General features: G+C 29.9%; 24 protein-coding genes and 1 other RNA gene. 5 read left to right on the top strand and 20 right to left on the bottom strand.

Annotation, left to right across the window (positions count from 1 at the left end):
- Positions 1–28 precede the first annotated feature (28 nt).
- The 12 genes from AALI31_RS03190 to mnmH form a co-directional block, all read right to left on the bottom strand.
- Positions 29–1,039, bottom strand: a complete 1,011-nt coding sequence (locus tag AALI31_RS03190; protein WP_489885083.1) for a CheB methylesterase domain-containing protein — start codon at positions 1,037–1,039, stop codon at positions 29–31.
- Positions 1,029–1,520, bottom strand: a complete 492-nt coding sequence (locus AALI31_RS03185; RefSeq protein ID WP_489885082.1) for a chemotaxis protein CheD — start codon at positions 1,518–1,520, stop codon at positions 1,029–1,031. The genes AALI31_RS03190 and AALI31_RS03185 overlap by 11 nt, the downstream gene beginning before the upstream one ends.
- Before the next feature lie 3 nt (positions 1,521–1,523).
- Positions 1,524–1,973 (bottom strand): chemotaxis protein CheW, encoded by a 450-nt coding sequence (locus AALI31_RS03180; RefSeq protein WP_489885081.1) that lies wholly within the window; start codon positions 1,971–1,973, stop codon positions 1,524–1,526.
- A gap of 121 nt (positions 1,974–2,094) precedes the next feature.
- Positions 2,095–2,880 (bottom strand): aminotransferase class IV, encoded by a 786-nt coding sequence (locus tag AALI31_RS03175; RefSeq protein ID WP_489885080.1) that lies wholly within the window; start codon positions 2,878–2,880, stop codon positions 2,095–2,097.
- Between the two features lie 11 nt (positions 2,881–2,891).
- Positions 2,892–3,536: an HAD family hydrolase gene (locus tag AALI31_RS03170; protein WP_489885079.1), complete on the bottom strand. Its 645-nt coding sequence runs from the start codon at positions 3,534–3,536 to the stop codon at positions 2,892–2,894.
- Between the two features lie 70 nt (positions 3,537–3,606).
- A complete protein-coding gene (locus tag AALI31_RS03165; RefSeq protein ID WP_489885078.1) occupies positions 3,607–3,897 on the bottom strand; it encodes a DUF1292 domain-containing protein in 291 nt (96 codons plus the stop codon).
- 81 nt (positions 3,898–3,978) lie between these two features.
- Complete coding sequence (locus AALI31_RS03160; RefSeq protein WP_489885077.1) at positions 3,979–4,263, bottom strand: DUF1450 domain-containing protein; 285 nt, start codon at positions 4,261–4,263, stop codon at positions 3,979–3,981.
- A 61-nt stretch (positions 4,264–4,324) separates the two neighbouring features.
- Positions 4,325–4,915, bottom strand: coding sequence for a hypothetical protein (locus AALI31_RS03155; protein WP_489885076.1), 591 nt, complete (start codon positions 4,913–4,915; stop codon positions 4,325–4,327).
- Between the two features lie 83 nt (positions 4,916–4,998).
- Positions 4,999–6,207 carry a beta-N-acetylhexosaminidase gene (gene nagZ, locus AALI31_RS03150; protein ID WP_489885075.1) on the bottom strand — a complete coding sequence of 403 codons (1,209 nt, stop codon included), beginning with the start codon at positions 6,205–6,207 and terminating at the stop codon, positions 4,999–5,001.
- 59 nt (positions 6,208–6,266) lie between these two features.
- The gene (nifJ, locus tag AALI31_RS03145) at positions 6,267–9,827 is read right to left on the bottom strand and encodes a pyruvate:ferredoxin (flavodoxin) oxidoreductase (protein WP_489885074.1); all 3,561 of its coding nucleotides are present in this window, start codon (positions 9,825–9,827) and stop codon (positions 6,267–6,269) included.
- 308 nt (positions 9,828–10,135) lie between these two features.
- Complete coding sequence (locus AALI31_RS03140) at positions 10,136–11,200, bottom strand: hypothetical protein (protein WP_489885073.1); 1,065 nt, start codon at positions 11,198–11,200, stop codon at positions 10,136–10,138.
- A gap of 82 nt (positions 11,201–11,282) precedes the next feature.
- Positions 11,283–12,365 carry a tRNA 2-selenouridine(34) synthase MnmH gene (gene mnmH, locus AALI31_RS03135; RefSeq protein WP_489885361.1) on the bottom strand — a complete coding sequence of 361 codons (1,083 nt, stop codon included), beginning with the start codon at positions 12,363–12,365 and terminating at the stop codon, positions 11,283–11,285.
- 155 nt (positions 12,366–12,520) lie between these two features.
- On the opposite strand from mnmH, the gene AALI31_RS03130 reads away from it, so the two are divergent.
- Both AALI31_RS03130 and AALI31_RS03125 read left to right on the top strand, forming a co-directional pair.
- On the top strand, positions 12,521–13,345 hold the full coding sequence (locus AALI31_RS03130; protein ID WP_489885072.1) for a DUF4214 domain-containing protein: 825 nt from the start codon (positions 12,521–12,523) through the stop codon (positions 13,343–13,345).
- A gap of 216 nt (positions 13,346–13,561) precedes the next feature.
- Entirely contained in the window at positions 13,562–15,109 is a 1,548-nt protein-coding gene (locus tag AALI31_RS03125; protein ID WP_489885071.1) for a hypothetical protein, read from the top strand.
- 27 nt (positions 15,110–15,136) lie between these two features.
- Here the strand turns inward: AALI31_RS03125 and AALI31_RS03120 are convergent, their stop codons facing one another.
- The 3 genes from AALI31_RS03120 to AALI31_RS03110 form a co-directional block, all read right to left on the bottom strand.
- Positions 15,137–16,489, bottom strand: coding sequence for an APC family permease (locus AALI31_RS03120; protein ID WP_489885070.1), 1,353 nt, complete (start codon positions 16,487–16,489; stop codon positions 15,137–15,139).
- 110 nt (positions 16,490–16,599) lie between these two features.
- Positions 16,600–17,202, bottom strand: coding sequence for a hypothetical protein (locus AALI31_RS03115; protein ID WP_489885069.1), 603 nt, complete (start codon positions 17,200–17,202; stop codon positions 16,600–16,602).
- Complete coding sequence (locus AALI31_RS03110) at positions 17,195–17,713, bottom strand: RNA polymerase sigma factor (RefSeq protein ID WP_489885068.1); 519 nt, start codon at positions 17,711–17,713, stop codon at positions 17,195–17,197. Before AALI31_RS03110 ends, AALI31_RS03115 begins: the two co-directional genes overlap by 8 nt.
- A 200-nt stretch (positions 17,714–17,913) precedes the next feature.
- Between AALI31_RS03110 and AALI31_RS03105 the strand changes: the two genes are divergently transcribed.
- A complete protein-coding gene (locus AALI31_RS03105; protein WP_489885067.1) occupies positions 17,914–18,240 on the top strand; it encodes a hypothetical protein in 327 nt (108 codons plus the stop codon).
- Between the two features lie 188 nt (positions 18,241–18,428).
- Here the strand turns inward: AALI31_RS03105 and ilvE are convergent, their stop codons facing one another.
- Positions 18,429–19,304, bottom strand: a complete 876-nt coding sequence (gene ilvE / locus AALI31_RS03100) for a branched-chain-amino-acid transaminase (RefSeq protein WP_489885066.1) — start codon at positions 19,302–19,304, stop codon at positions 18,429–18,431.
- A 125-nt stretch (positions 19,305–19,429) separates the two neighbouring features.
- Positions 19,430–21,352 carry an ATP-dependent helicase gene (locus AALI31_RS03095; protein ID WP_489885065.1) on the bottom strand — a complete coding sequence of 641 codons (1,923 nt, stop codon included), beginning with the start codon at positions 21,350–21,352 and terminating at the stop codon, positions 19,430–19,432.
- Between the two features lie 150 nt (positions 21,353–21,502).
- On the opposite strand from AALI31_RS03095, the gene AALI31_RS03090 reads away from it, so the two are divergent.
- Positions 21,503–22,957: a nicotinate phosphoribosyltransferase gene (locus AALI31_RS03090; protein ID WP_489885064.1), complete on the top strand. Its 1,455-nt coding sequence runs from the start codon at positions 21,503–21,505 to the stop codon at positions 22,955–22,957.
- A gap of 124 nt (positions 22,958–23,081) precedes the next feature.
- Positions 23,082–24,467, top strand: coding sequence for a VgrG-related protein (locus tag AALI31_RS03085; RefSeq protein ID WP_489885063.1), 1,386 nt, complete (start codon positions 23,082–23,084; stop codon positions 24,465–24,467).
- 57 nt (positions 24,468–24,524) lie between these two features.
- On the opposite strand, the gene rnpB is transcribed toward AALI31_RS03085, so the two are convergent.
- The 3 genes from rnpB to AALI31_RS03070 form a co-directional block, all read right to left on the bottom strand.
- Positions 24,525–24,864, bottom strand: an RNA gene (gene rnpB / locus AALI31_RS03080) — RNase P RNA component class A.
- A gap of 39 nt (positions 24,865–24,903) precedes the next feature.
- Positions 24,904–25,440: a hypothetical protein gene (locus AALI31_RS03075; RefSeq protein ID WP_489885062.1), complete on the bottom strand. Its 537-nt coding sequence runs from the start codon at positions 25,438–25,440 to the stop codon at positions 24,904–24,906.
- A gap of 73 nt (positions 25,441–25,513) precedes the next feature.
- Entirely contained in the window at positions 25,514–26,266 is a 753-nt protein-coding gene (locus tag AALI31_RS03070) for an alpha/beta hydrolase (protein ID WP_489885061.1), read from the bottom strand.
- Positions 26,267–26,273: the final 7 nt, after the last annotated feature.

Genomic DNA, 26,273 nt, shown 5'->3' with positions numbered 1-26,273 from the left:
CCTTACCTCAATATTCAGTTTAAATATATCAATGCCCTCCTGAATGCCTCATCATCTCAAATATTATTTTATCTATTGACAGAACCTTATCTATCTTACCAGTCTCAATAGCTGATTTGGGCATACCAAATACTGTGCAACTATTTTCATCCTGAGCCACAGTACGACCTCCCATATGTTTCACACATTCAACTCCATGAGAAGCATCTCTTCCCATACCTGTTAAAACTATTCCTAGAAGACCTTCTTTATAAACTTTAGAAGCAGAACAAAATAGAACATCTGCAGACGGCCTAACGTTATTCACAAGTTCACTCTGATCCAAACATATTTTTTTACCGTGATCAATTCTCATATGGTAACCACTTGGAGCGACATACACAACATCTGATTTTACGATTTCACCATTCTTTCCTTCTAGAAAATTAAAATCACAAATATCTGCAAGCCTCTCTACAAATTGTTTCGTACATCCATCGGGCATATGCTGAACAATAAAAATTGGTATACTGACCCTTTTGTCTAACTTGCTAAAAATGTATTCTAAAATCTTAGGTCCCCCTGTTGAAGAAGCAATAGCGATGGCTCTGTCTGTCCCAAATAAAGCTCTCTTTATTCTCTTATTTTTTATTTTGTATACTTCTTTTCTTATCTCTTCTTTCACACTAGAAATTCCTTCCAGATCCAAATGTCCAAGATAATTTATAAATTTTATATTTTCAGCATTTAATATCTGCTTTATGAAATCAACTTTATCTGAATCGATATTTGACAGAAATATAATGTTTGATCCATATTGATTAATATCCAAGAGTACATTTATAAGATTGTCTCTATACGAAATCAAATTTATAATAATGCAATCTATCTTGCTATCTGTTTTATTTAAGAACTTTTCCATATCAGCATAGCTTTTAAATATTCCTACTATGTCAATTCCCACATCGTTAGAAAATATATCTGTTATTACTCTTCTCATTAATGGAGATTCGTCAAAAATTACAATCCTAGTTTTAGTTATGCTATCTTTAAATTTCAACTTCTTGCCGAACCTTACCGTAAATTTTCATAGTAACAACTCCGCTATTCAAATCGAAAAATATAGTTCTTCCCATATCTCCACCAACTTCTTCTGCTTGTATTTTTACAAAATTGCTCTTAAGAAATTTTCTTACCTCTTCAACATTCTTTTCTCCAATATTAAGAGTACTGGACTTTCTTTTAAACATTGAAGCTCCTCCAATTATCTTAGCCACTATACCCATTTTATTACTGCCCATAAAGATCATTTTGTTTAACATATACGGCAAAGCATAATCAGCATATCTGAACTTCATGTTCTCTGCAACATTCTCTTTCATCGTATTAGAAAAACACGGTAACATTATGTGAGCTAAGGCACCTATCTTATTTTGCCTATCATACAAAGTAACCCCTACACAAGATCCAAGACCTCTAGTTTCTAAAATAACTGGAGCTTTGTTAATAGCCAAATCACCAATACCTACATTAATATTCATAAGCTAACTCTCTTCTAATTCATCTTCAACTATCTTGATTATTGAAAGATACATTACAATTTCATTATTAATGAGTATCATGTCCTTTATATATTTAAAATCTAGCTGATTTAATTTATATAATCCTTCTAACTCTTGTCCTCTATTATTTTCCTCATCATAATTAAATACTTCCAATACCTCATCTACAACGATGCCGACTAATACGTTTTTATTTTTAACAATTATTATTTTTTTATGTGTCCTATCAACTTCACTCCGTATTCCTAATTTTTTTGATAAATTATAAACTTTTATAATTTCACCTTCGTAATTATACAATCCCTCCAATGTAGGTCTTTCCAAAGGTGGGTGAGTTAAATTTTCATATTTTACTATTCTGTCTACATAGATTGTGTTGCAGGCATACTTTCCATTACCTAATTTAAAGATTAAAAGCTTACTCTGTAACATCAAATTCCTGTTCTCCTTTATTAAGAATTGGTAACACCATTCTATCTAAATACAAAAAACAACTTTAAAAAATAAAGACTATTTGCTTTTAGTATTTCACAAATAGTCCATTAATATTATTTTATTTATTTTTTAAACGCTCCTCAAAATCAAAAATCAAACTCTTGAGATTATCATTTGATAACGAATTTATAGCTACACCATTGACATCTACAATAGGTAAAATATTTGATGAAGTACTAGTCAGGAACATTCCTTCAAATTCAAACAATTCATTTTCACTAACACATTCTTCTCTCAGCATAAATCCAAAATCTCTTATTATTTCATTGACCTTAAATCTAGTCACACCGGCTAGTACAAATTTATCAGGAGCTGTAAAAAAGTAATTTCCCTTTATGAAATAAACATTACTCTTACTTCCTTCAGTAATAAATCCATATTTATTAACTAATAAAACCTCATAAACTTTTTTATCATTAATAATTTTCTGGATTTTGGATTTAAAATCATAATCATAAGTTTTTATATTAGGATTACTTCTTTCAATTTCATATGTAGAAACTCTAACTCCAATTTGAGAACTTGGATAAAAAAAATCAATAGGATAAATAAGTAGCTTGTATTTATTTTCAATAAATATTATCTCTATTTTCAAATTTCCCAATTTCATAGAATTTATATCGATGATACTATTTACCTTTTCAAGCAAATCTTCAATTTCAACATTACAGTAATTGAACAATTTGATAGAATTTTTTAACCTATTGAAATGCTCGTCCCAAAACAAAATTCTAAAATCTATGACTCGTATAACCTCATAAACATTATTTGAATTAACAAAATGATGTTTATGAAAATCTTCCATATCTAAAATATCATTATCAATTAAAAACTTCTTCCCCATTGAAATCACGATTATTCCCAACGTAAATTTAAAATATCACTAGCTCTATATCTACTATTAATCAAAAATCGATTACCCACTAAATTAAATAAAGGCAAATCATTCATGGAGTCAGAATACATTCTCGAACTATCATGATCAAAATCCACTATTCCATTTTTATTTAAAAATTCATAAAATCTCAAAACCTTCTCCTGCCCTTTATTATTACGTCCAATCATTTTCCCTGTATAAAGCCCGTTCTTAACCTCGTATCTTGTAGCTAAAACATAATCAACGCAATGCATTTTACTAAAATTATTTAGATAAAATTCTGGAGATGCAGAAATCAAAATAGTTTTAAATCCTAATTTTTTACATTTTTGTATTTCTAATAATCCATCTTTAAAAATTAATTTCTTTAAAACCCAACTTTCAAAAAACTTTTTTCCAATCTCATCTACGGCATCAAAGGATACTCCTTTTAAGAATGATAAATATCTTTCTTTGGCTTTCCTTTCATCATAAAAATTCAAACCGTACATTAACCCTGAATATAAAATATTTCCTAAATAAATCAGGAATCTTTTATCTTCTTGACACAAGAATTTATAAAATTCTATAAATGTATCCTTAGATGTAAGTGTTAAATCTACATCAAAAATAGCAAACTTCAAAATAGTATAACCCCCTTTAATCATAAACAAAAAAGTGCCCTTAAATTCTAGAATAAAGGACACTAAAAAACTAATCTTCTTCTATTATACTATCGTAATACGCAGCAACTTCATTAAATTCTTTCTCTTCTGGAACGACCAACTCATCTTCATCAGTAAGCCTAAAAACATAATGTGAACCATCCTCATCATTACGTACCACACAATAGTTTTTTCCCTTGAATTCAAAACCATCAATCACTTCGCATCTTACGACATTATGATTTTCATCTTCAAATTCAACAAATACAGGTTCTTCTGTAACATTTTCCACACCGTCATTATTGTCGAAAACTTCTCTTTCATTGTCTTTATCAACCATAACAACTCCCTAAAAGGACTACACCTCCATCTTCAAAATCACGACGTATAGTCTATGATTCCCCAAAACACGTCAAATATGCTACTTTTTTACCTTATTTAACAACTCGTCACAAGAATCAGCTGAAACAAAGTCTCCATCTAACAATACAAATGGAGTTTCAAAACACTCTCCACAACGACCTAAACATCCATGCACCTCAACTTCATAACCAGAAGACTTTTCCAGTTCATCCTTAACCTTATCAGTGCCTAAAGCAAAATTAGATTCACAAATATCAACTTTTTTCATCAAATCAACATCTCCCATACAAAACTTATACTCTCTTATATTGATAATTCTATTACATATACATTCATTAGTCAATTAAGTTTTTTTCACAAATACAAAACTTCCAGTAAAGTCCCTAAAGCTATTCTACATTTTTTCACGAAGCCAATATTTTTTGTTCCAATATCTGAATTTTTAATCTAGCCTCTTGTAGTTCTCTATTAAGTTCAGCTATAATTTTCTCTTTTTGTAAAATAGATTCCAACTCTACAGCCTTCTCATAAATCTCATGAATCTTACTAATCTTAGATAATAAATTCTTGAACTGATAAAACTTAAACTTACTCAAAGTTTCAAAATAATTTTTAGAGTTTGAACTGTGAATATTACTACTATTTTTTATAAAATAATAGCGAGAAGCTATTGCTTTAGGATGTCTATCTAACTTTTGTGACAAAATATCAAACATCTCTATTTTTCTCCTATCTCTATTTTGCAAAATAAACTCGAGTAGGATGTCATCCTCCTCCTGAGTCCAAACTCTCTGTGTATACTTCTTTTTGAAATTCTCCGTCTCACTTATCAATTTATAATAATAAACTCTGGCTTGCCCTGGAGTTATATGGGGATTAATCCTGGTAAATTCTTGAGCAGCATCTTTAACTGTCATTCCCCTTCCTTTTAACTCCGTTATATGTTTTAAAAGACTCTTTTTTTCATAATCCGTCCACTCTCTTTTAACTGCCATAAAATCACCTCTTTTAAAAACCATCTCGATACCCTGTAATTTTAACATATATTTAACAATATGTAAATTATTTATTTATTTTATTAATTTTTGCTCAACAAATCTGTTATTTGCTTATTCACCCAAGAAACATTCATACTAAATATTTTGTCATTATTCAATCCATAGTTATTTTTCATTTTTAAAATATTGTATACTTTTTTATCTATGTTGTCTTGCAATATTTCCCCATTCCTGACTGCATCTTTTACCATCTCTATTGAAGGAATAATATCTTTATATCCAGAACTAATTAATACTATATCAACTCCAGCCTTTATAGCCTTAACAGATGCTTCAGGTACTGAAACAACATTAGTAATACCTTTCATTATCATATCATCAGTAATAACAACTCCTTTAAATTTCAACTCCTTCTTTAAAATTTCAGACAAGAATTTATTTGAAAGAGTGGCAATATCATCATCTATATTTTTATATAATAAATGAGATACCAAAATCGCATCGATACCGTTATTTATAGCTTGTTCGAATGGATATAATTCAATTTCCCTTAATCTATCATAACTGTGTTCCAAAATCGTCAACTCATAATGTGAATCTTCGTCTGTATCGCCATGTCCTGGATAATGCTTTCCAACACTAATAATTCCAGCATCCTTAAATCCATTAATTGTTTGTATAGCCATATCTGCTACAATTTCTTTATTTGAAGAAAATGCCCTCGATCCAATTACTTTATTATTAGGATTTGTATAAACATCAAGGATTGGAGCAAAATTCATATTAAATCCCATGTTAACGAGTATACTTCCCATGAGTTTAGCACTGTTATATGCATAATTTTTATCATTCTTTTCTCCTACAGTACGTGCTTTTTCAAATTTAATTATTTCATTGGGTAATCGTGTAACTGTCCCACCTTCTTGATCAATAGATGTAAATAAAGGTACTCCATGATCTCTATTGCTTATATCTTTAATTTCATTTATCAAATTTATAGTTTGGTTAACTGTAATGATGTTCTTACTAAAAAATATTAATCCTCCAATTTTCAAATTTCTTATAATATAAATATCTTCATCAGTCAATGAATCAACTCCATCAATACCAGTTATAAATAATTGACCTATCTTTTCATCCAAACTCATATTCAAAACCTTATTCAAAATCTTATCTTCATAAATGGTACGTGCCAAATACTCCGATTTAGTTATTTTATTTTCATCATAAATACGAAAACTTAATATAAAAATTATTGCAAACAAACTTATCAAAAATTTATAAAGCATTTAATACAATCTCCTATAAAAAGTAAATGTGAGTTGAAAATATAACTCACATTTATAAATCACTCTTTATCTAAGCCAGCAAGCTTTCTATAATAAGTAGCATTTTCATCAGCATTCTTAGCTGCCTGATCAAAAATTTCATCCACCCTATCCGGAGCTACTTTAGATAAAGCATTAAATCTAACCTCACTCTTTATATATTCTTTAAAGTCCTGTGTAGGCTCCTTAGAATCCAAAATAAACGGATTCTTATCATGATTCTTGAGTTCAGGATTATATCTAAACAATGTCCAATACCCTGCCTCTATAGCTTTCTTAGCTTGTTTTTGAGCAGTACCCATACCAGTCAAAATTCCATGACTTATACACTGACTATATGCAATTATAATCGAAGGTCCTGGATAAGCCTCAGCCTCTCTTATAGCTCTCAATGCTTGATTGAAATCGGCACTTAAGGAAATCTGAGCAACATAAACATATCCATAACTCATAGCCATCGCAGCTAAATTTTTCTTCTTAACTCTTTTGCCTTGAGCTGCAAATTTAGCTATAGCCCCAAACGGAGTGGATTTAGAAGACTGTCCACCAGTATTTGAATAAGTTTCAGTATCAAAAACTAATATGTTTATATCCTGATTTTGAGCTATAACATGATCTAATCCTCCAAAACCAATATCATATGCCCAACCATCTCCTCCAAATATCCAGTTCGAAGTTTTTATAAAATATTCCTTATTGTTTAATAGCTCATTAACAATGCTATTATTAGATTCTTTTTCAAGTAAGGGAACTATTTTTTTATACAACTCAACTGTGACATCACCATTATTAAAGTTATCACACCACTCCTTCAAAAATCCCTTTAACTCATCAGATACATTAGCATCATTAATCAAACTCTCAGCTAATCTAACATTTTGTTCACGCTTATTTTTAGATGATAAGTACAAACCATATCCAAATTCTGCAGCATCTTCAAATAAAGAATTTGCCCAAGCCGGTCCACGTCCTTCACTATTTTTTGTATACGGCATTGCAGGAACAGAGCCACCCCAGATCGAAGAGCAACCTGTTGCATTAGCAATTACCATCCTTGGACCAAACAACTGAGTAACAAGTTTTGAATATGGAGTCTCTCCACATCCAGCACAAGCTCCACTAAATTCCATCAACGGCTCTTGGAATTGACTAGCTTTAACCGTAGTAAGTGGAAGCGGATTCTTTTTAACAGAAACTTTTGATGGATCAAAAGAATAATCATAATGCTCTTGCTTACAAAGAGCACGTTCATCATCAGTAGAAACCATTTCTAATGATTTAGGTTTAGAAGGACAGACATCCACGCAGTTACCACATCCCGTACAATCTTCTATAGACACTTGCATAGAAAAATACAGTTTCTGATCGGTTTTTATACCCTTAGCATCAGCAGATAAATAACCATTAGGAGCATTATCTTTTTCACTATTGGTAACTAAAAAAGGTCTTATAACTGCATGAGGACAAACGAACGCACACATATTACACTGTATACACGTTTCAGGATTCCATCTAGGCACTGTTACAGCAATTCCTCTTTTTTCAAACTTAGACGTACCATGGTCAAACGTACCATCTTCTCTACCTCTAAATACGCTAACAGGTAAAGTATTACCCTTGAGACTATTAACAGGTTCGAGTATATTTTTCACGAAATCCGTTTTCTCAATTCCCAAATGATATTCTTCCTGCTTCTCACTATCCTCAGCAGTCTTCCAACTCTCAGGAATTTCAATCTCAACTAGTGCATTTATTCCAGCATCTATGGCATCAAAATTCATTTTCACAATCTTTTCACCTTTTTTACCATAAGCCTTTTCAGCAGACTCCTTAAGATATTTTACAGCATCTTCAATAGGTATTATGTTCGCAAGTTTAAAGAACGCAGATTGCATGATCATATTTATTCTTCCGCCAAGACCCAAGTCTCTAGCTATTTTCACAGCATTTATAGTGTAAAACTTTATATTATTATTAGCTATAATCCTCTTAACATGAGCAGGTATCTTATCTTCCAACTCCTCACTAGTCCAAAGAGTATTAAGTAAGAAAGTACCTCCATTTTTTACACTTGAAACAATAGTATCATACTTTTTTATGTAAGCTTGATTATGACAAGCGACAAAATCTGCTTTAGCTATTCCATAAGTCGACCTTATTCTGTTATCTCCAAATCTCAAATGAGAAATTGTTATTCCACCTGATTTTTTAGAATCGTACTCAAAGTAGGCCTGAACATACTTTTTAGTGTTATCACCTATTATCTTAATAGCCATCTTATTGGCACCAACTGTACCATCTGAACCAAGCCCAAAGAATTTACAATTTATCAACGATGAATCTTCTACAATAATATCATCTACTGAATCTATGCTAGTGTTAGTAACATCATCAACTATACCAACTGTAAACCCATTGATAGGTTTTTGAGATTTCAACATTTCAAAAACGGAAGCCAAATGAGTAGGGGTTACCTCCTTAGAAGCTAATCCATACCTTCCACCCACTATAACAGGGTGTCTGTCCATCCCATAGAAAGCAGCCACAACATCTTTATAAAGCGGCTCTCCTTCAGAACCTGGCTCCTTAGTTCTGTCAAGCACAGCAATCTTTTTTACACTAGTTGGTATTTCTCTTATCAAATGTTCTACACTAAACGGTCTATATAGATGGACTATAAGAACACCTACTTTTTCACCCTTCGAAATCAAGTAATCTACTGTCTCCTGTGCTGTCTCGGAAGATGACCCCATACAAACTATAATTCTTTCTGCATTCGAATCACCATAGTAATTAAACAATTTATAGTTAGTACCAATGAGTGAATTTACTTTATTCATATACTCTTCAACAATTTTTGGCAAATTATTATAAAAGGTATTTGAGGCTTCTCTAGCTTGAAAATAAATATCTGGATTCTGTGCGGTACCTCTTGTTACTGGACTAGCAGGACTTAGTCCTCTATTTTTAAACTCATCCAAGGCATCAAAATCGATCATTTCCTTCAAATCTTCATACTCAAAAGCTTCGATTTTTTGCACTTCATGCGAAGTCCTGTACCCGTCATAAAAAACCACAAAAGGCACTCGACCCTTTATAGCTGATAGATGAGCTATGGGAGCTAAATCCATAACTTCTTGAACACTGCTAACAGCTAATAAAGCAACACCTGTTTGTCTAGTAGCCATAACATCTTGATGATCTCCAAAAATGGATAAAGCCTGGGACGCTATAGCCCTAGCAGTAACATAAAATACGCCTGGTAATAATTCACCAGCAATTTTATACATATTAGGAATCATCAATAACAATCCTTGGGAAGCAGTATAAGTCGAAGTTAATGTACCTCCCTGTAAAAGTCCATGCACAGTACCTGAAGCACCTGCCTCTGATTGCATCTCCACAACATCTACAACTCTACCAAAGATATTTTTTCTACCTTGTGAGGCCATTTCATCTATATTCTCACCCACACCACTTGAAGGTGAGATTGGATATATAGCAGCAACTTCGGTAAACGCATACGCTACATAAGCAGCAGCTCCATTACCATCCACAGTAACTGTTCTTCTTTTAATCACTTTAATTCCTTCTTTCCATACAATTTTCTACACAATTCTCAATACTAAACTAAATAATGCAAAATCAATATCCCAGTCATTCTAATTTACAGAAGTAAGTATAACAAATTTTTATTGATATTTTATTAAAAAATTATGTATTTTTTGTTAAGTATGTCATTATTTTAACTTACTATATAATCCTATTCTTTAAACAAATATACAAATTGTAAACCAACATATCAAACGTAAGATATCACAAATACATAAAATCCTGATAACAAACGATATTTATCTAAATTAGTTTGAACAATATATAAAATTAGCTACTATTGAAAAATAAATTCATTTAATATGTCTACACTAAAATCTTCTATAATGGTCGAGAACTTTCTCTTACCATTCATATCAAATCCTGATACAACGATACTTTTAACTTCATTATCTTCAAAAACTTCTCCAAATACCAAAAAACTGCTTTCATCATCTATGACCTTAAGAGCTGTTAATTCATTTTTATTTGTCACACTATTTTGCCAAATGATTTTCCCGTCTTTTCCATATTTTAAAACAACCAAATCCTTATTGAGAGGATTGTTTATTGTAATAGTAGCCTCTACATCACCATCGTTATTACTTACTTCTGCTAAAACAATTAATTCACCGTCATTTACGGATATTACATCTTTAAAATCGTCAATATGAGATGACCCATAAAATTCTCTCCAAATTACATCTCCCCGCCCATTAAATTTCATAACGAATCCGTCCGTCCATTCTGAATTTCTATATGCGGAAGCTATAAGGCAATACTCATCAGGAGATACATTTATTATTTTGTTAAATTTGTTTATTTTTGAATCTTCAAACATTTTTCCCCAAGATATGATGTTGTTACGGTCAAATTTTATAATATAACAATCTTTATTGTCCTGGAGCTTTGGCTCTGTAAACACTTTTCCAACTATAATCTTACCCAATGTTACATCATTGTAGACTGTATCAACCGAAACATTCTTTATGGTGTATTTTTGACTTATTGAAATACTCTTTTGAAATTCTTCCCTAGAAATTATGTATATTTTCCTACTACTAGATATTTTTTTGCCAAATATATCTCTATATTCGTATATAAGAGTATTTTCAAAATCATTCAATACTTCCTTAAAATTTTCCTGTGTTACCTCTAATTTATCCTCACTGAAAATGCTGACATATTTTATGTCAACTCCCATTTGCTTCAAAAAGTAATCCCTTAAATTATCATAATCAAAATCACTAAACAAAATAATATCCGTCAATTCATCACTTTTGACAAATATTTTCCCCTCAGTAGAAATTCCACAAAGCAGGATATATGTTACTAAAAATACTCCACTAATCAACTTTTTCATGAAAATACCTCTTAAATTTTTACAATGAATTCTTATGAGTAGTATTCTCACATATAAGTTTTTTATCCGTAATCCTCAGAACTCACAGATTGTCATATATGTTTTTAATTTCATTCAAAAAATCATCCATAGAATTTACATTTATACTAAAATCGAATTTATGCTTACTCATTGACTTTGCATATTTAGGATCGTAATAATTTTTCATTAATTCATACGCTAATTCACTATACCTATTCTCATTAAATAGATTCACATAATTTTGAAAATCATCTTTAGAGCAATATCTTGATATTGAATTCATTTTATCTCGGAAATCATCTAAAATTTTGTTATCTATCGAATATTCTCCCGAATTAAGAGAAATTTTATCAATCTCAAAATAATCTTCCATTAAATTTTCAACCCTAATATCTTCAGGAATGTCTACAAGTACGTGCATTCCCATATTCATCGAATTAAAAATATATTCAGGCATAATTATCTTACCTATCCGTTTACTTTCACCCTCAATTAAAACATTTATCTTTTCGTGTCCAAGAAACCTTTTATCATTAACTATATCCATAATTTTATGAAAGACAATAGTCTCGAATTGCTTTTGAGAATTTTGGTAACCTAAATTTACTCCTCCTAAAAGGGAAGATCTATGATTAGCCGCATGCTCAAGATCTATAACGGGATAGCCCTCCTTACTCAGGGCATTTAGAATTTTTGTTTTCCCAATTCCTGTTTTTCCATTTATAACTACAAAGTTTATCCTATTTAATATTTCTGGAAATTTATGTCTTAGAAATTTCCTATACCCCTTGTATCCCTTATCAAGTTTATAATTTTTAATTCCAATCGATCTTAACAAATTATGTAAGCTTAAACTCCTCATCCCTCCCCTTGCACAAAATAAAATTATATTTTTGTTCTGCGAAAATTCTTCTGATATCCTTTCAAAAATGCTTTCAAGTTTATACCCAACATACTTAAGCCCCAACTTCTTCGCTTCGTAAACACTCTTATTTACATAAACATATCCGACTTCTTCCCTCTCTTTATCATTTAAAACAGGAATGTTCACAGCATTGAATATAGTTCCATCCTTAAATTCTTTCTCGGATCTAACATCAATTATACATGGATTATCAATTTCAAAAATCTTTTCAGCTTCTATAGATTCATTAAAAATATGGTTCCCCTCCTAAACTGCATATAAATTATCCTTAAATGTTTTGTATTAATTTGTAATTTTGAAATAACTACTATAAAATGAATTATACACTAATAGTAAATTTTTAAAATCTTTATAATCATATTTGGAGGAACTTCATGTATAAAAATTTAATCAAAAGTATTTTGAAGAGATCATTAATTCTTATACTCATACTCGGAACTCCAATAGCTATAATCTCAAAATCCACAAGTGCTAGTAATAAAATTTTCAAAGGTAATATTTCTATATCCGAATATACAACTTACAAAGGTAAGAATGCAGCCATAGTAAACATAAACACTGATGGATTTTTTGTTGATGATGTTGATTTGGAAAACGAACCTGATCATTTGGACGAAGCTTATGTTGATGGTAAAATTTTGATTTATGGTCTAAGAGATAATGTGATCTATAATAATTTGTATATAGAATTAGAGCTTTACAACAGTAATGGCAAACAAAAACATATCTATAAAATAAATAGTTTTTCCTATAATCCAAATTCACAAACCAATATAGGTCAATCTAATAATAATTTTAACAACTCAACAACATTTGGAAACACTGAAGCTATTTCCAATTATCTAAAAACTGTTTACACAAATATTTTTGAAAGAGAAATTGACCAACAAGGTTTAAATTATTGGACAAACATGCTCTCTAGTTACAAAATAGAACTAGAAGATTTTTTCATAAATCTATTATCTGAAAATGAATTTCTAAATATTGCACCAACTGTCGAAGATAAAATCAAAAAATTGTATCATGGAATATTTCAAAGAGAACCAGATGCTCAAGGTTTCAACTATTGGGTATATGAATATAGAAAGGAATTGATTAAAGAGGGCAATGAAAGGAAAGCATTAAAAGAGGTGATTGATGATATGACTGATAGTCAAGAATTTAAATCAATTTTACAAAAACTTGGATTGAAAAAATGATAATTCGAGAATGAATGGAAGTATTTTTCAAAATGCTTCCATTCATTTTTTTCGAAAAAAATTTACATAAAGAATGGTATTTTATCTAGGTATTTACTAATTGACAATGCATTTTATGATAATATATAATCTTAATTGTAATCTTTTTTAAATTTTTATTTCATTTAAGTTACATAATATATTTTTTTAAGATTTGAAGGAGTTAGTGACGATTTTATGAAAGTTCCTTTTCTAAAACTATTAACGACAGCTAGCATTTGCATTATAACAACAACGAGTTTTAGCGTAGGCTGTAAAGTTTATGCTATAAGCAAAAGCGACACCATGACAAGCTTAAAAAATTTAGACAACTCGAATATAAAATTCTTTTCTTACGGAAAAGATATGGTGGCTATACAATTTGCCCTTGATAAAGATTATGAACTTGTAGATTCTGAAATTTCTGGAAATCCTATGAATTCGAAGTTATTTCACAGAAATCTTGAACTTTACGGTCTTAAACCAAACACTAGCTATGGAGACTTAAGTTTAACACTAAAAGATGGCAGTGGAAACACGTATAACTTAACAGTAGATAGTTTTAAAACTCCGAGCTCAAAATTTTTAGGATATTCAAACGTGTCAATAGCTCTAAGTAAAGGAAAACTTATAGCATACGCATATCTTCCTGAAAATCAAATCATAGATGAAATAAAATCTGTTAGTGTATCCGATTCATCCGTAAATGCAAGTATTGCAGATGGCCAAATAGTTCTTAGCAATCTCAAGAATGGAAAGACATACTCAAACCTAATTTTGACCATCGTTGATAAAAATGATAACATTTTCGAAACACACTTAAATAATTTTCATATACCTGCTAGTCAATTAGAAACTTTGGACGTTAAAGTTTCTTCTTACAAAAAAAATTACATTGGTGAAGTTATTTTACCTGAAGACATCATTGTAATAAATGCATCAATATCTGACAAAAATATAGTATCAGATACTGTGGATGGTGAAGTGACTCTACTTGAACTAAAAGAGGACACTAAGTACGAGGATTTAATTTTAACTGTCGTAGATGAAAAATATCAAGTTCACATATTTAAATTGAATACCTTTTCAACTGTGAATAAAAATTTTAGCTATGCTGATGTTAATGTTGTAAAAAATGAAAATAATATAAATGCAAAACTCCTATTACCTGATGATTTAATTGTATCAAATGCAAAAATCTCTGACTCTAATATAAAATTCGAAATCAAAAATAACGAACTAACTTTAATTAATCTATCTTCACAAAAGGTATATGATAATTTAAAAATTATTATACAGGATAAAGATGGCAAGTTATATAATTTTGTTATAAATGAATTTTCCACATCTGTAGTTAATGTTAATTTAGACAAATTACGTAACTACGTTAAAAATGCGTATAGAAAAGCCTTTAATAGATCTGAAATTGATGAAAAAGGATTTGAATTCTGGATGGAACAGCTTTCATTACACAAAATTGGAGGAAGGAATTTTATTTTAAATCTTTTGGAAACTGACGAGTTCGTAAATGCTTCTAAAGATTCTGAAGATAAGATACTGAAGATCTATGAAGTTATGTTTAATAGAAATGCCGACACAGATGGGTTAAAATATTGGATAAATGAATACGAAAAAGATTTAGGGAAAACAAAAAGTGAAAAAAAGTCTGTATCCAATATAGTAAAGAGTATGTGCGATAGTTTTGAGTTCAATAGGATAATTTCAGAAATCGGAATAATGAGTTAATAAAAAAGAGAGTTTATCAAACTCTCTTTAACTATTTTTTGAAGATTTATTTAGCGCAATTCCTATAAACATTATAATAGTAAACACTATAATGTATACGAAAACTGAAAAAGATCCATGAGATACAAAGGTTGCAAATATCATAAAAATTGAACCTATTATAGCCAACAGTGGAACTATGAACCTTTTAAAGAAATTCAAATCCTTCATTGATTTCATCATACAAATAAATATTGGAATATACAAAGCGTATGTAGTTATAACGGGAAGCTCAGAAAAGTCTAAGAACATTCCCCACCAATTACTATAGTTTCCATACCAAAGGACAAGCCAAATCAATGAAATAATAAATGTTACAATCCCAGAATTAACAGGAATTTTTGTATTTTTATCTACCTGTGAAAAAAACTTAGGGCTAGGACCCATATTCCTCACTGAAATTGAATAAAACCCTCTTATGCATGCCAATGTTAATCCATTCAGCGTACCTATGCAAGCTATTATAATAAATGCAAATAGAGTACTACCACCCAAATTACCTAAAATCCTAAAAAACGCTCTCGTTACAGATTCCTCTCCGCCTTCTAAGAATTCTGATATAGGCATAGAACCGGAAATTCCAATAAAATACAAAATATAAATCACAACCACTGCCATACTTCCTATCAATAGAGCTCTTGGCAAATTTTTTTTCGGATTTTTTAATTCAGCATTTATTGTTGTTGCAATAATCCATCCTTCATATGCAAATGCTGTTGCAACAACAGCAGTTAATAGTGGGTTCGAACTTACAATAGAACTCGTTACATAACCAAAATTATCAATGATTTGTCCATTTAATACTCCTGAGATTACTCCTACAACGGCCATAAGAACAAGAGGAATTAATTTTATGAATGTCGTTGAGACTTGAAATTTCCCAGCCAAAATAGGAGCAGTAAAATTCAAAGCATATATCGCAATCATATAAATAACAGCAATAATATAAACTACAATATTTTTCCCTGGATCACCAATTCCAAAAAGAGCAGCACTATATCTTGCAGAAATCCAAGCCACAATAGCAGTAAGAGCAGGATAGTATATTATGGTCATGAACCAACCCACAATATAACCATAAGATTTCCCAAGTGAAGCTTCTGCATAATCAACAATTCCATTAACTTTCGAGTACTTACTTGCAAGAATTGCAAAAGCATAAACACATACAACCATTATTCCGCCACCAATAATCCAAGAGAGAACACCAAGTGACATATTCCCATAAGTAGATTCCAAGACTTTCTCTGCTTTGAAAAACACACCGCTTCCTATTACAATTCCCATTACCATGGCAATAGCCGTCCAGAATCCATATCTTTTCTGTAAATCATTTTTCATAAAATTAATTATCCCCCTTTGTAAATAAAATTCAACTAAGTGTCATTCTAACATATTGAGCAAAAAATATATATAAAATAAAGACTCAATAAACAAAATTTATTGAGTCTTTATTTAAAATCTTCCTTCAATATTTGGTTTTCCAAATTTTTATCTACTTTATAATATTTATTTTCTCCAATCAAAATATAAAATCCCTCATCATCAATATAAAATTTGCTGTTTTCATCAAACAATATTTCTTTAACATATTGATTTATATCGGTAGAACTCCTGACATTATCAGATATGATATCTTTCAAACTAACAATTCGTTTTTCCATTTTATGAATATTAAATATATCATCTTCAATAGTCAGAGTTTTGTTTTTTGGATATATCGAAATTATAAATTCATTTTCAATAACTGCGTATTCCCCATTGTGCAAATCGAATTTTCCAGATTCATCAAGAACTCTTGTCCCATTTTCAAATTGATATTCCTCAGTCAATAATAATTCCTTGTTTGTTTTTTTAAATACAGAAAATATTCCGAAGACTAAACATGCAGCCAAAACTACGTTTATATAAATCATATTTTTGTTAATTTTTCTTACGGTATTTGATTCTTGAAAATTAACTATACACGATATGACATGACTGTTGAGATCTTCTGGATAATCTTGATGTAAATATTCATGCTTTAAATCTTGCAGATCTTTATCATCATACATTGTAAAAATCCTCCTTAAGATTAATTTTTAGCAACTTAAGAGCTTTATATAAATTAGTTTTGACCGTACTTTCCTTCATATCTAAAATTTTTGAAATATCCTTAATTTTAAAATCCTCAAAGAATCTTAAAACAATAATGATTTTAAGATTTGGAGGTAATTTGTTTAGAGCTTGTCTTAAAATAATTTTATCTAAGATGCTTGTCTTGTTATCTTCCTGTTCTAGCAATTCATCGTCATACATCTTTCTCTTACTTTGATTTATAAAATCAATACAATTATTTACGAGTATTTTGGTTACCCAAGGTTTCAAAGAATTAAAATCCTTAAGAGACTTAATTGAAGATAGAGATTTGTAAATTGTATTTTGTATAACCTCAAAAGCATCGTCCTTATTCTTAACGTAAACGATAGCTACTCTATATAAATATTTTTGATTCTGTATCAAATACTCCTCTAAACTTTTCTTCTTAGCATACTCCGAAATTACTTCAGAGCCTTTGTTGTCCATAAAAATTCCTCCAAAATATTTTTGTATAACGATTGTTATTATGATATATTTTCAAGACTTTTTAAATATATTTCTTTAGAAGATAAAAATAAATTTTTTCGAAAAATTTAAAATTTTCTTGAATTTTTTTTTTTTTTTGATACAATTTTTAGTATGTCAATATTGGAGGAGGTGAAAGAGAGATATTTAGGTTTAGTAAAATGAAAATTACTTCGACTGTTGCACTACTAGGTGCGGTTACACCCGCGGTTACGTCGTATGCAGTTTTAGGTAACGTGCCGCCTAGACCAACTGTAGTTAGTGGTCTTAGATCTAATAATAATGGTAGACCAACACGTGTAGATGTAACAAATCAATCACCAGCTGCAACGTTATTAAAGTTGCATGATGGATTAAAAAATGGAAACCCTGTTATATTGACAAGTAATCAAGGTCCAGGTCAAGTATTTTTAGGTTCATTAGGTGGCAGTGGTGGTGGACCATTCGGTCCTGGTAGTAGACTGCGTTATAGCATTTTTAACAATTAATACGTTAAATAATAATTAATTATAAAACCATGTTTGTGTTAAAATTTACATAATTATAAAACCACGATTATTAAATCACCTACATTAGGTGATTTAATAAAATGATTCTCAAACTAAAATTTGAGAATCATTTTTTAAGATCTTTACTTGAATAATTTTATAAAAACCTTTTCGTTTTTTAATCTCTCCTAATGACATACTTCATTTATGTAATTTTTAAATTCTTTCATCAAGATCTTAGTCATATCTCCAACTTTCCCACTACCTATCAGTCTTTCATCCACAGAACGCACTCCTATGACCTCTGCTGCAGTACCTGTTAAGAAACATTCATCCGCATTATAAACGTTAAAGCGTGTAAATTCCTGTTCATAAACCTCGTATCCTAATTTCCTCAAAATATCCAATACTAAAATTTTAGTAATCCCATTTAGTATTCCAACAGAAATTGGTGGCGTATATACCTTATTGTGCTTTATTATAAAAATATTATCTCCTGTACATTCGGTAACAATCCCCATACTATTTAGGAATATAGCTTCCTCTGCATTTCTTTGACCTGCCTCCATCTTAGCCAAAACATTCAATAGATAGTTTACAGACTTACACTGTGGATCTAACATAGATGGACTAACCCTAGTAAACGAAGAAACTATAACGTTAATTCCTTCGTCATAGAATTCCTTATTATAAAGAGTGATATTAGAGGCTATACAAATAAGTTTGGGTTTTGCCTCATTTTCGTTTGGAGGCATAATTCCCAAATTGTATGAACCTCTAGTCATAACAAGCCTTATGTAACCATCTTTTATGGAATTTACTTTTATAAGATATTTAATAATATCTAGAATTTCCTGTTTAGTATATCTCATAGGCATCATAACATATTTAGCTGCACAAAAAAACCTATCTATATGTTGACTCCCCATAAATACTTTACCATTATAAATTCTTATTCCTTCAAAAAAACCATCGCCATAAAGTATTCCCCTGTCGAACACCGAAATCTTAGCTTCATCCTCATTAACATATTTACCATCCACATAAACAATCAGTTTGTCCATTAATTAAACACATCCTCATCAAAATCTCAACAACAATTATAACACTTTTTTTAAAAAATTTTTACTATCTATTTTTTTCAAAAACAAAAAGGCACTTTAATAAATTAAATGCCCTCCCAAAAACTTTAAGTTGTATTTAAATACTCTTTAATATTTATCCGTTTCCTCTTGCCATCACGATAAAATAAGATCTTATTTTTGAAAACTCTCTTTGTTTCACTCTTACCATTAAATTCAAATTTACCATAGCCAGGATTCAATAATCCCTCATTTATAAACTTTAATGGATCACTATTGAACTTACCATTTATAAAATAAGGAGATAAAATTCTCAATTTATCTATAGCCCTCGTTATTCCAACATAAAATATCCTACGCTCTTCCTCTTCATCATAAGAAACACTTATGTTACTTATAGTTGTACTGTCATCTACGTTTTGAGCATTTATCATATACACACATTTAAATTCCATTCCTTTCGATGAATGAATTGTACCAAAGTTCACTCCATGAATTGATTCAATAGAACTTAGGTCTTTATTAAACTGAGATATTGAATCAAAGTTTAACATTAAATTATAAAAATATCTAATGAAGTACTCTACTTCCTTTGGATCAAGAGATTGGGAAGAAATAACATTGTTTATATAGATAAACCAACCTAATTTATCCAAACCTTTTCTAATTTTCTTCTCTAAACTATATCTTCTTATTTTGGATATGACTTTCTCCAAATTATATATATTTCTCTTGTCTCCAGTGGATAATTTATCTATATTAGCATTAGTAACACTAAAAATATTTGCATTATAATCATATTTATTTATAATATTAAACACTCTTCTACTAAATAAAAATACTATCTTGTCATATATTTTTTCAAAATTACCAATACTAGGGTCATCTATAAATAAAAGCAAATTTATCATATCTTTTATATAAAATTGATCAAATATACTAAAATTCCTATCTAGAAAATTGATTTTTATATTTCCTTTTATAAATTCGCTTAATACGCTAAAAGAATCGCTATGATTTCTATAAAGTACTGCAAAATCACTCAATTCTCCACCATTGTTCATAATATATTTAATGTCATCAACTATATAATTTCCCTGCTCCGTATCTTTTAAAAATCGCTTACAAATAACCTCACCTTCTTCTATTTTTTTTCCAATAAATTGCTTTTCATTTCTTATTTTATTGTTTGAAATTACATTACGTGAAAAACTAACTATAGAATGCTTAGACCTATAATTATATTTGAGATAATATTTCTTACCATTCTCGAATTCATTACAAAAATTCAACATTATATTAGGGTTAGCACCCCTAAATTTATAAATACTTTGATCTTCATCACCTACACAAAAAAGTTTCGACTCACGACTAAGCATCTTCAATATTTCAAACTGCACATCATCACAATCTTGGAACTCATCTACCAAAATATATTTAAATTTCTTCCTATATGTATCAAGAATATCTTCTCTCTCTTCAAATAATTTCAATACTTCACAAGACAAATCATCAAAATCAATTAACTTACTTTGTGATTTAAAATCTTTGTACTCACAAATTACACCCTTTAGAAAATCCTTGGGTACTCTACTATCAAAATCATTTATAGATTTACCACTACTATTAAATCTGCTTATTTCATTCATAACAAGGCTAATCTTATGTGTACTAAGTGTATCCATATAATTTTTCATATATTTCTTTAAAAAATCCTCTACCAATTCATCATTTATAATATTTATATCGCTACGTATATTATCTTTAAAAATACTGTAAAACAAACCGTGAAAAGTATAAAAGTGTGGCAAAACATTTGCATCTTTCTCCTTAGAAAATCTAAATTTCATGTTTTGACATGCCTTTTTAGTGAATGTTATTAATAGAACATTATCTGCTCTTACACCATCATTGATTAATTTTATAAGTCTCTGTATAATAACTGTCGTTTTCCCACTGCCAGGAGATGCAATTAATAATACTTTGTCATCATTACATAAAATAGCCCTATTCTGATATTCATCAAACATTCTACCACCCTCTAACTTTCATATTTTTTAAAATTATTCCAAAAATATCAAATTTTAAACATTTTTTAATAAATATAATACTTTTTTATTGAAAATTTTTATAATTACAATTACCATATTACTTGTGATATTTTAGGGAGTGTGTTTTCTATGCTTTATAAGAATAAAAGAAATCTTTCTCTTTTAATTGACTTCTACGAGCTTACAATGTCTAATAGTTTTATACTTGATAATAAGAACGATACTATTGCTTGTTTTGATGTATTTTTTAGAAGTATTCCTGATAATGGTGGATATTGTATAATGGCAGGACTTGAACAAGTTATAGAATACATAGAAAATCTAAACTTTAACGAAGATGATATAAGATTCCTAAAAGAGAAGAACCTATTTGATGAAAAATTTTTAGACTATTTAAAAAATTTTAAATTCTCATGCGATATATTTGCTATAGAAGAAGGATATCCTATATTCCCAAAAGAACCTATTTTAACTGTTAGAGGACCAATTGTTCAATGTTTATTAATAGAAACTATGCTTCTTCTCACTTTAAATCACCAAATTTTAATAGCAACCAAAGCAAGTAGAATTTGTACTGCTGCAAATGGCAGAGATGTTATTGAATTTGGTGCAAGGAGAGCTCAAGGATATGATGGAGCTATATTCGGTGCAAGAGCTTCAATAATAGGAGGTTGCGTGGGTACGTCTTGTACTCTTGTCGAAAAATATTTTAAGATTCCTTGTTTTGGAACAATGGCTCATAGCTGGGTCCAAATGTTTGAAAATGAATACGAAGCTTTTAAGACATGGACTACTCATTCGCCCAATAATTGTACATTCTTAATTGATACTTACAACGTTTTAAAATCAGGTCTTCCAAATGCAATAAAAGTCTTCAAAGAATTTTCCTTAGATCCGTCAAAAGTTGGGGTAAGAATTGACAGTGGAGACATTACATATTTAACAAAAGAGGTCAGAAGGATTTTAAGAAGCGAAGGATTCGGATTATCAAAAATAATAGTTTCAAATTCTCTAGACGAGTACATAATCTCAAACGTGTTATCTGAAGGTGCTGAAGTAGATATTTTTGGAGTAGGCGAGCGTCTTATAACATCAAAAAGTTCCCCTATTTTAGGTGGAGTATATAAACTCTCTGCCATATACGATGAAAATAATTCGGTAATACCTAAAATCAAAATTAGTGAAAATAGTGATAAAATAACTATTTCAGGATTTAAAACAGTCTTTAGGATTTTTGATTCGTCAAATAATTTTGCGATAGCTGACCTTATAACAAATTTTGATGAAACGATTGATGAAACGAAACCTCTTACTCTATTTGATCCAACGTTTACTTGGAAGAAAAAAGTTGTGAAGGACTTCTATGCTATTAAACTTCACAAAAAGATATTTGATAAAGGGATATGTGTTTACAATTCTCCAAATGTTATGGAAATACAATCTATAAAAAATAGAGAATTATCAAGATTTTGGCCTGAAATAATAAGACTTGAAAATCCACAAACATACTTTGTAGATCTGTCTGAAGATCTATGGAAAAATAATCAATCTCTATTGAATAATCACTCTGAAAGCTACATCTAATACAGATTTTTTATCTGTTTACATTTTTTTGATGTTTTAGTAATAATAATTTAAATTTTTTTTAACTTTCTGTAGATAATAAAGTTAATGTATGTAATTGTCTTTCATATCCAAGGGGGTTAATATGTTACTAAATATGATGCAAAGAGTATTTGTACTTATAATAGCTTTCAATTTGATTCTCTGTAAAATTGATATTACATATGCTCAAAATTTTGATATTAACAATGATGGGGTAATAAATTCTTTAGATTTAGAAAAGATATCTATTTTTTTCGGATCTGATGAAAAAGAATACGACCTAAATAACGATGGAATAGTTGACATAATCGATTTGGGTATAATTGCCAAAAGAATAGACTCTAATGAAGTTGAAGAACACGTTTTAATTGTTTACAAAAATGACTCACTCCTCGGTACATTTACAAAAAATAATTTAATAAGTGCAATATCTTTAGCAGCTGAAAGTGGAGGAACTGTTAAATTCCATGATGATGTTATTTGGGATAACCAAAACTATTTTATATATTCAAATAATGAATTTTATGGAAAAGGCAAAACCATTCGTGATTCTGTGAAAATAGCACATAGTACTGATAATTCAATAGTGATCTCTAAAAATGGAAATATTATATACAATAAGAACATGAATTTCAGAAAGATAATTGGAATTACAAGAACGGCTGTGAATTTAAGAAGTCATCCAAAGATGAGTGCAAGAACGGAAACGATGATACCGGATGGGACTCTAATTGAAGTTATTGAATTGGTAAACGGCTTTTATAAAGTTTTATATTACATGAATAGTAATACCCTCCTCACTGGATACGTCCCAAGTTACCTAGACATAATACAAGATGACATGAATAACTCACAGCTAGGTTATATATCAGCTCGTGAAGAATCTAATGGAAACCCAGGAGCAGTTGGACTTAATCCAAACGATAAAGGTGGAGCATCATTTGGAGTTTGGCAACTTTCTAGCAAAATGGGAAGTGTTGATGATTTCTTAGATTTTATAAAAGATAAAAATAATGATATATATACCATGCTAATGGAGGCAAAAAAGCAAGATAATAACAAATTCGAAAATAACTTCATAGAGAAATGGAAACAAATAGCTCAAGATTATTACAACACTTTTTATGAATTACAAAGAATTTTTATAAAACGCAGCTACTTTGATGCATTTCTAAATTCAGCAAAGAAGAACAATATGGATATAAGTGTACTGCTAGATTTTAACTCAACCTCAAACATGATATGGTCCACATCTGTTCAACATGGATCTGGTGGAGCTATAAACATTTTCAAAAAGATACCATTAGCAACAAATATAGAAACAATCATAGAAAATGTTTACGCTGAACGTTTAAAGATAATTGCCAAATCGTATTCTCCTAATAGTTCAAATCCTGGCATAGTTTCATTATACAACGGAATAAAGACGAGACTTGAAAATGAGAAAGAGGAAATTCTGAGGGTTTATAAAAGAGAGTTATCTTACTAAAAAAGGATACATTTCAAATCAAATGTATCCTTTCTTTCATAAGAAACAACAAAATTCTTAAGGAGTAAATCTATAAGCCGAGTTCTGTATTAGACAATCATCTATCTAGGTCCATTGTCACCAATGGACTCAAGCGACATACCCGATAGCAAGGCGGGCAACCTTAACGCTATCCTATTCAGTCTTGCTCCAGGTGGGGTTTACATAGCCAGTATGTCACCATACTGCTGGTGAGCTCTTACCTCGCCTTTCCATCCTTACCTATAAAATAGGCGGTTTATTTCTGTTGCACTTTCCTTAGAGTCGCCTCCACTTGGTGTTACCAAGCACCCTGCCCTATGGAGCTCGGACTTTCCTCTCCTTAATAAACTTAAGCAGCGATTGTCTGATCTACTCCCAGTATATTCTAACAAATAAATTAATTTAAATCAAATATTTATATTGGCTTAACATCCAATTTATTGCAGTAACTTACAATAGAACTCATCTTGACAAAATAAGTTATCATCTTTTTTAAAGCACGTTCCTTAGATCCATATTTTCTCAATTCCTCATTAAAAGTAGACACAAGTTTCGAGGATTCGCTTGTAGTAGCACTTCTACCCAAAATACTTGGATATAGATACTGAACTAGTGAAGTCGTATTTAGTTGATTTATCTTAGGAGTAATAACAGAAACTAGAAAATCATATAAAGTTGATTGCTTAGTTGACAATTTATTAGCCCATGAGTTTGAAACACTAGAACTAACATTAGTATTTAGTATATTTTTATAAACTTTATATATAATATCTTTTATTTCAGTTCTATTGGCAACGCTAGCAGATCTAGCAGAAACAAAATTTTCATTACTAATTAAATCATTATTGTCTTCGTTATTTGAATTCATATTCACCACATCCAATAAAATTTTTATAAAGATTCCTGTTCCTATTAATCCGATTATTTTTATGATACCATACTGTCTGGTCATAATTTTTTCTCCCAATAAAAACACGCTCGTCTAAAAATATATTGTATAGAAAACAAAAAAATGAATCTAGGTTTTACCTAGATTCATTTATAAATTTTTCAATTTCACTTAACACAACATATTGTTGCTGTTCTATAGATATGGTTGCTTCGCCATCTTTCCTTTGATTTCCATAGTTACCATAATAAGCATGGTTACCTCCATCTATGGTAATATATTTAGTTCCACTAGGTAAATTCTGCTTATCATTTTCATATTCCTCAATATTTATAACTTTATCATTACTACCTACCATAGATAATACGTTAATATCGTTATCAAAAACATGACTTCCATCGCTATAAGAAGCCAACAAAACTACATTTTTAATTTTTTTAGAAAGCTCCGTTTCCTTAGAAAGGTACTTAAGTAACGATGCTCCTCCTAAGGAATGCCCAATTAAAATATAATCGTCAAATCTACCTTCTGCAATTATACTTTCAGCAGCATTTTGGTTTAAAATTGGTAAATGGAATAAAGATTTCACAATATAAACCCCGTACCCACCTTTAGAAAGCTCAACCAACAATGGTATATATGATTTTTCTTCTACCATAGCACCAGGATAAAAAACAACACCTTTATCTGTATTTGAGTTTCTTTTTGGCTCAATAAAAATATATCCTGAACTTTCATTAAAATTTAAATATTGAGATTCATATGAAATCAAAGCACCCAAATCAAAATTAGGCTTATATATGCTCAGATTAAAAATCATTAACCCTGCTAAAACAATTATTAAAATAGAACCCGATAAATAAAAAACCTTATTAACTCTTAATTTCATTATCTTT

Source organism: Anisomitus miae (SeqCode) (assembly GCF_054906395.1).
This window is presented reverse-complemented; position numbering and strand designations above follow the sequence as displayed.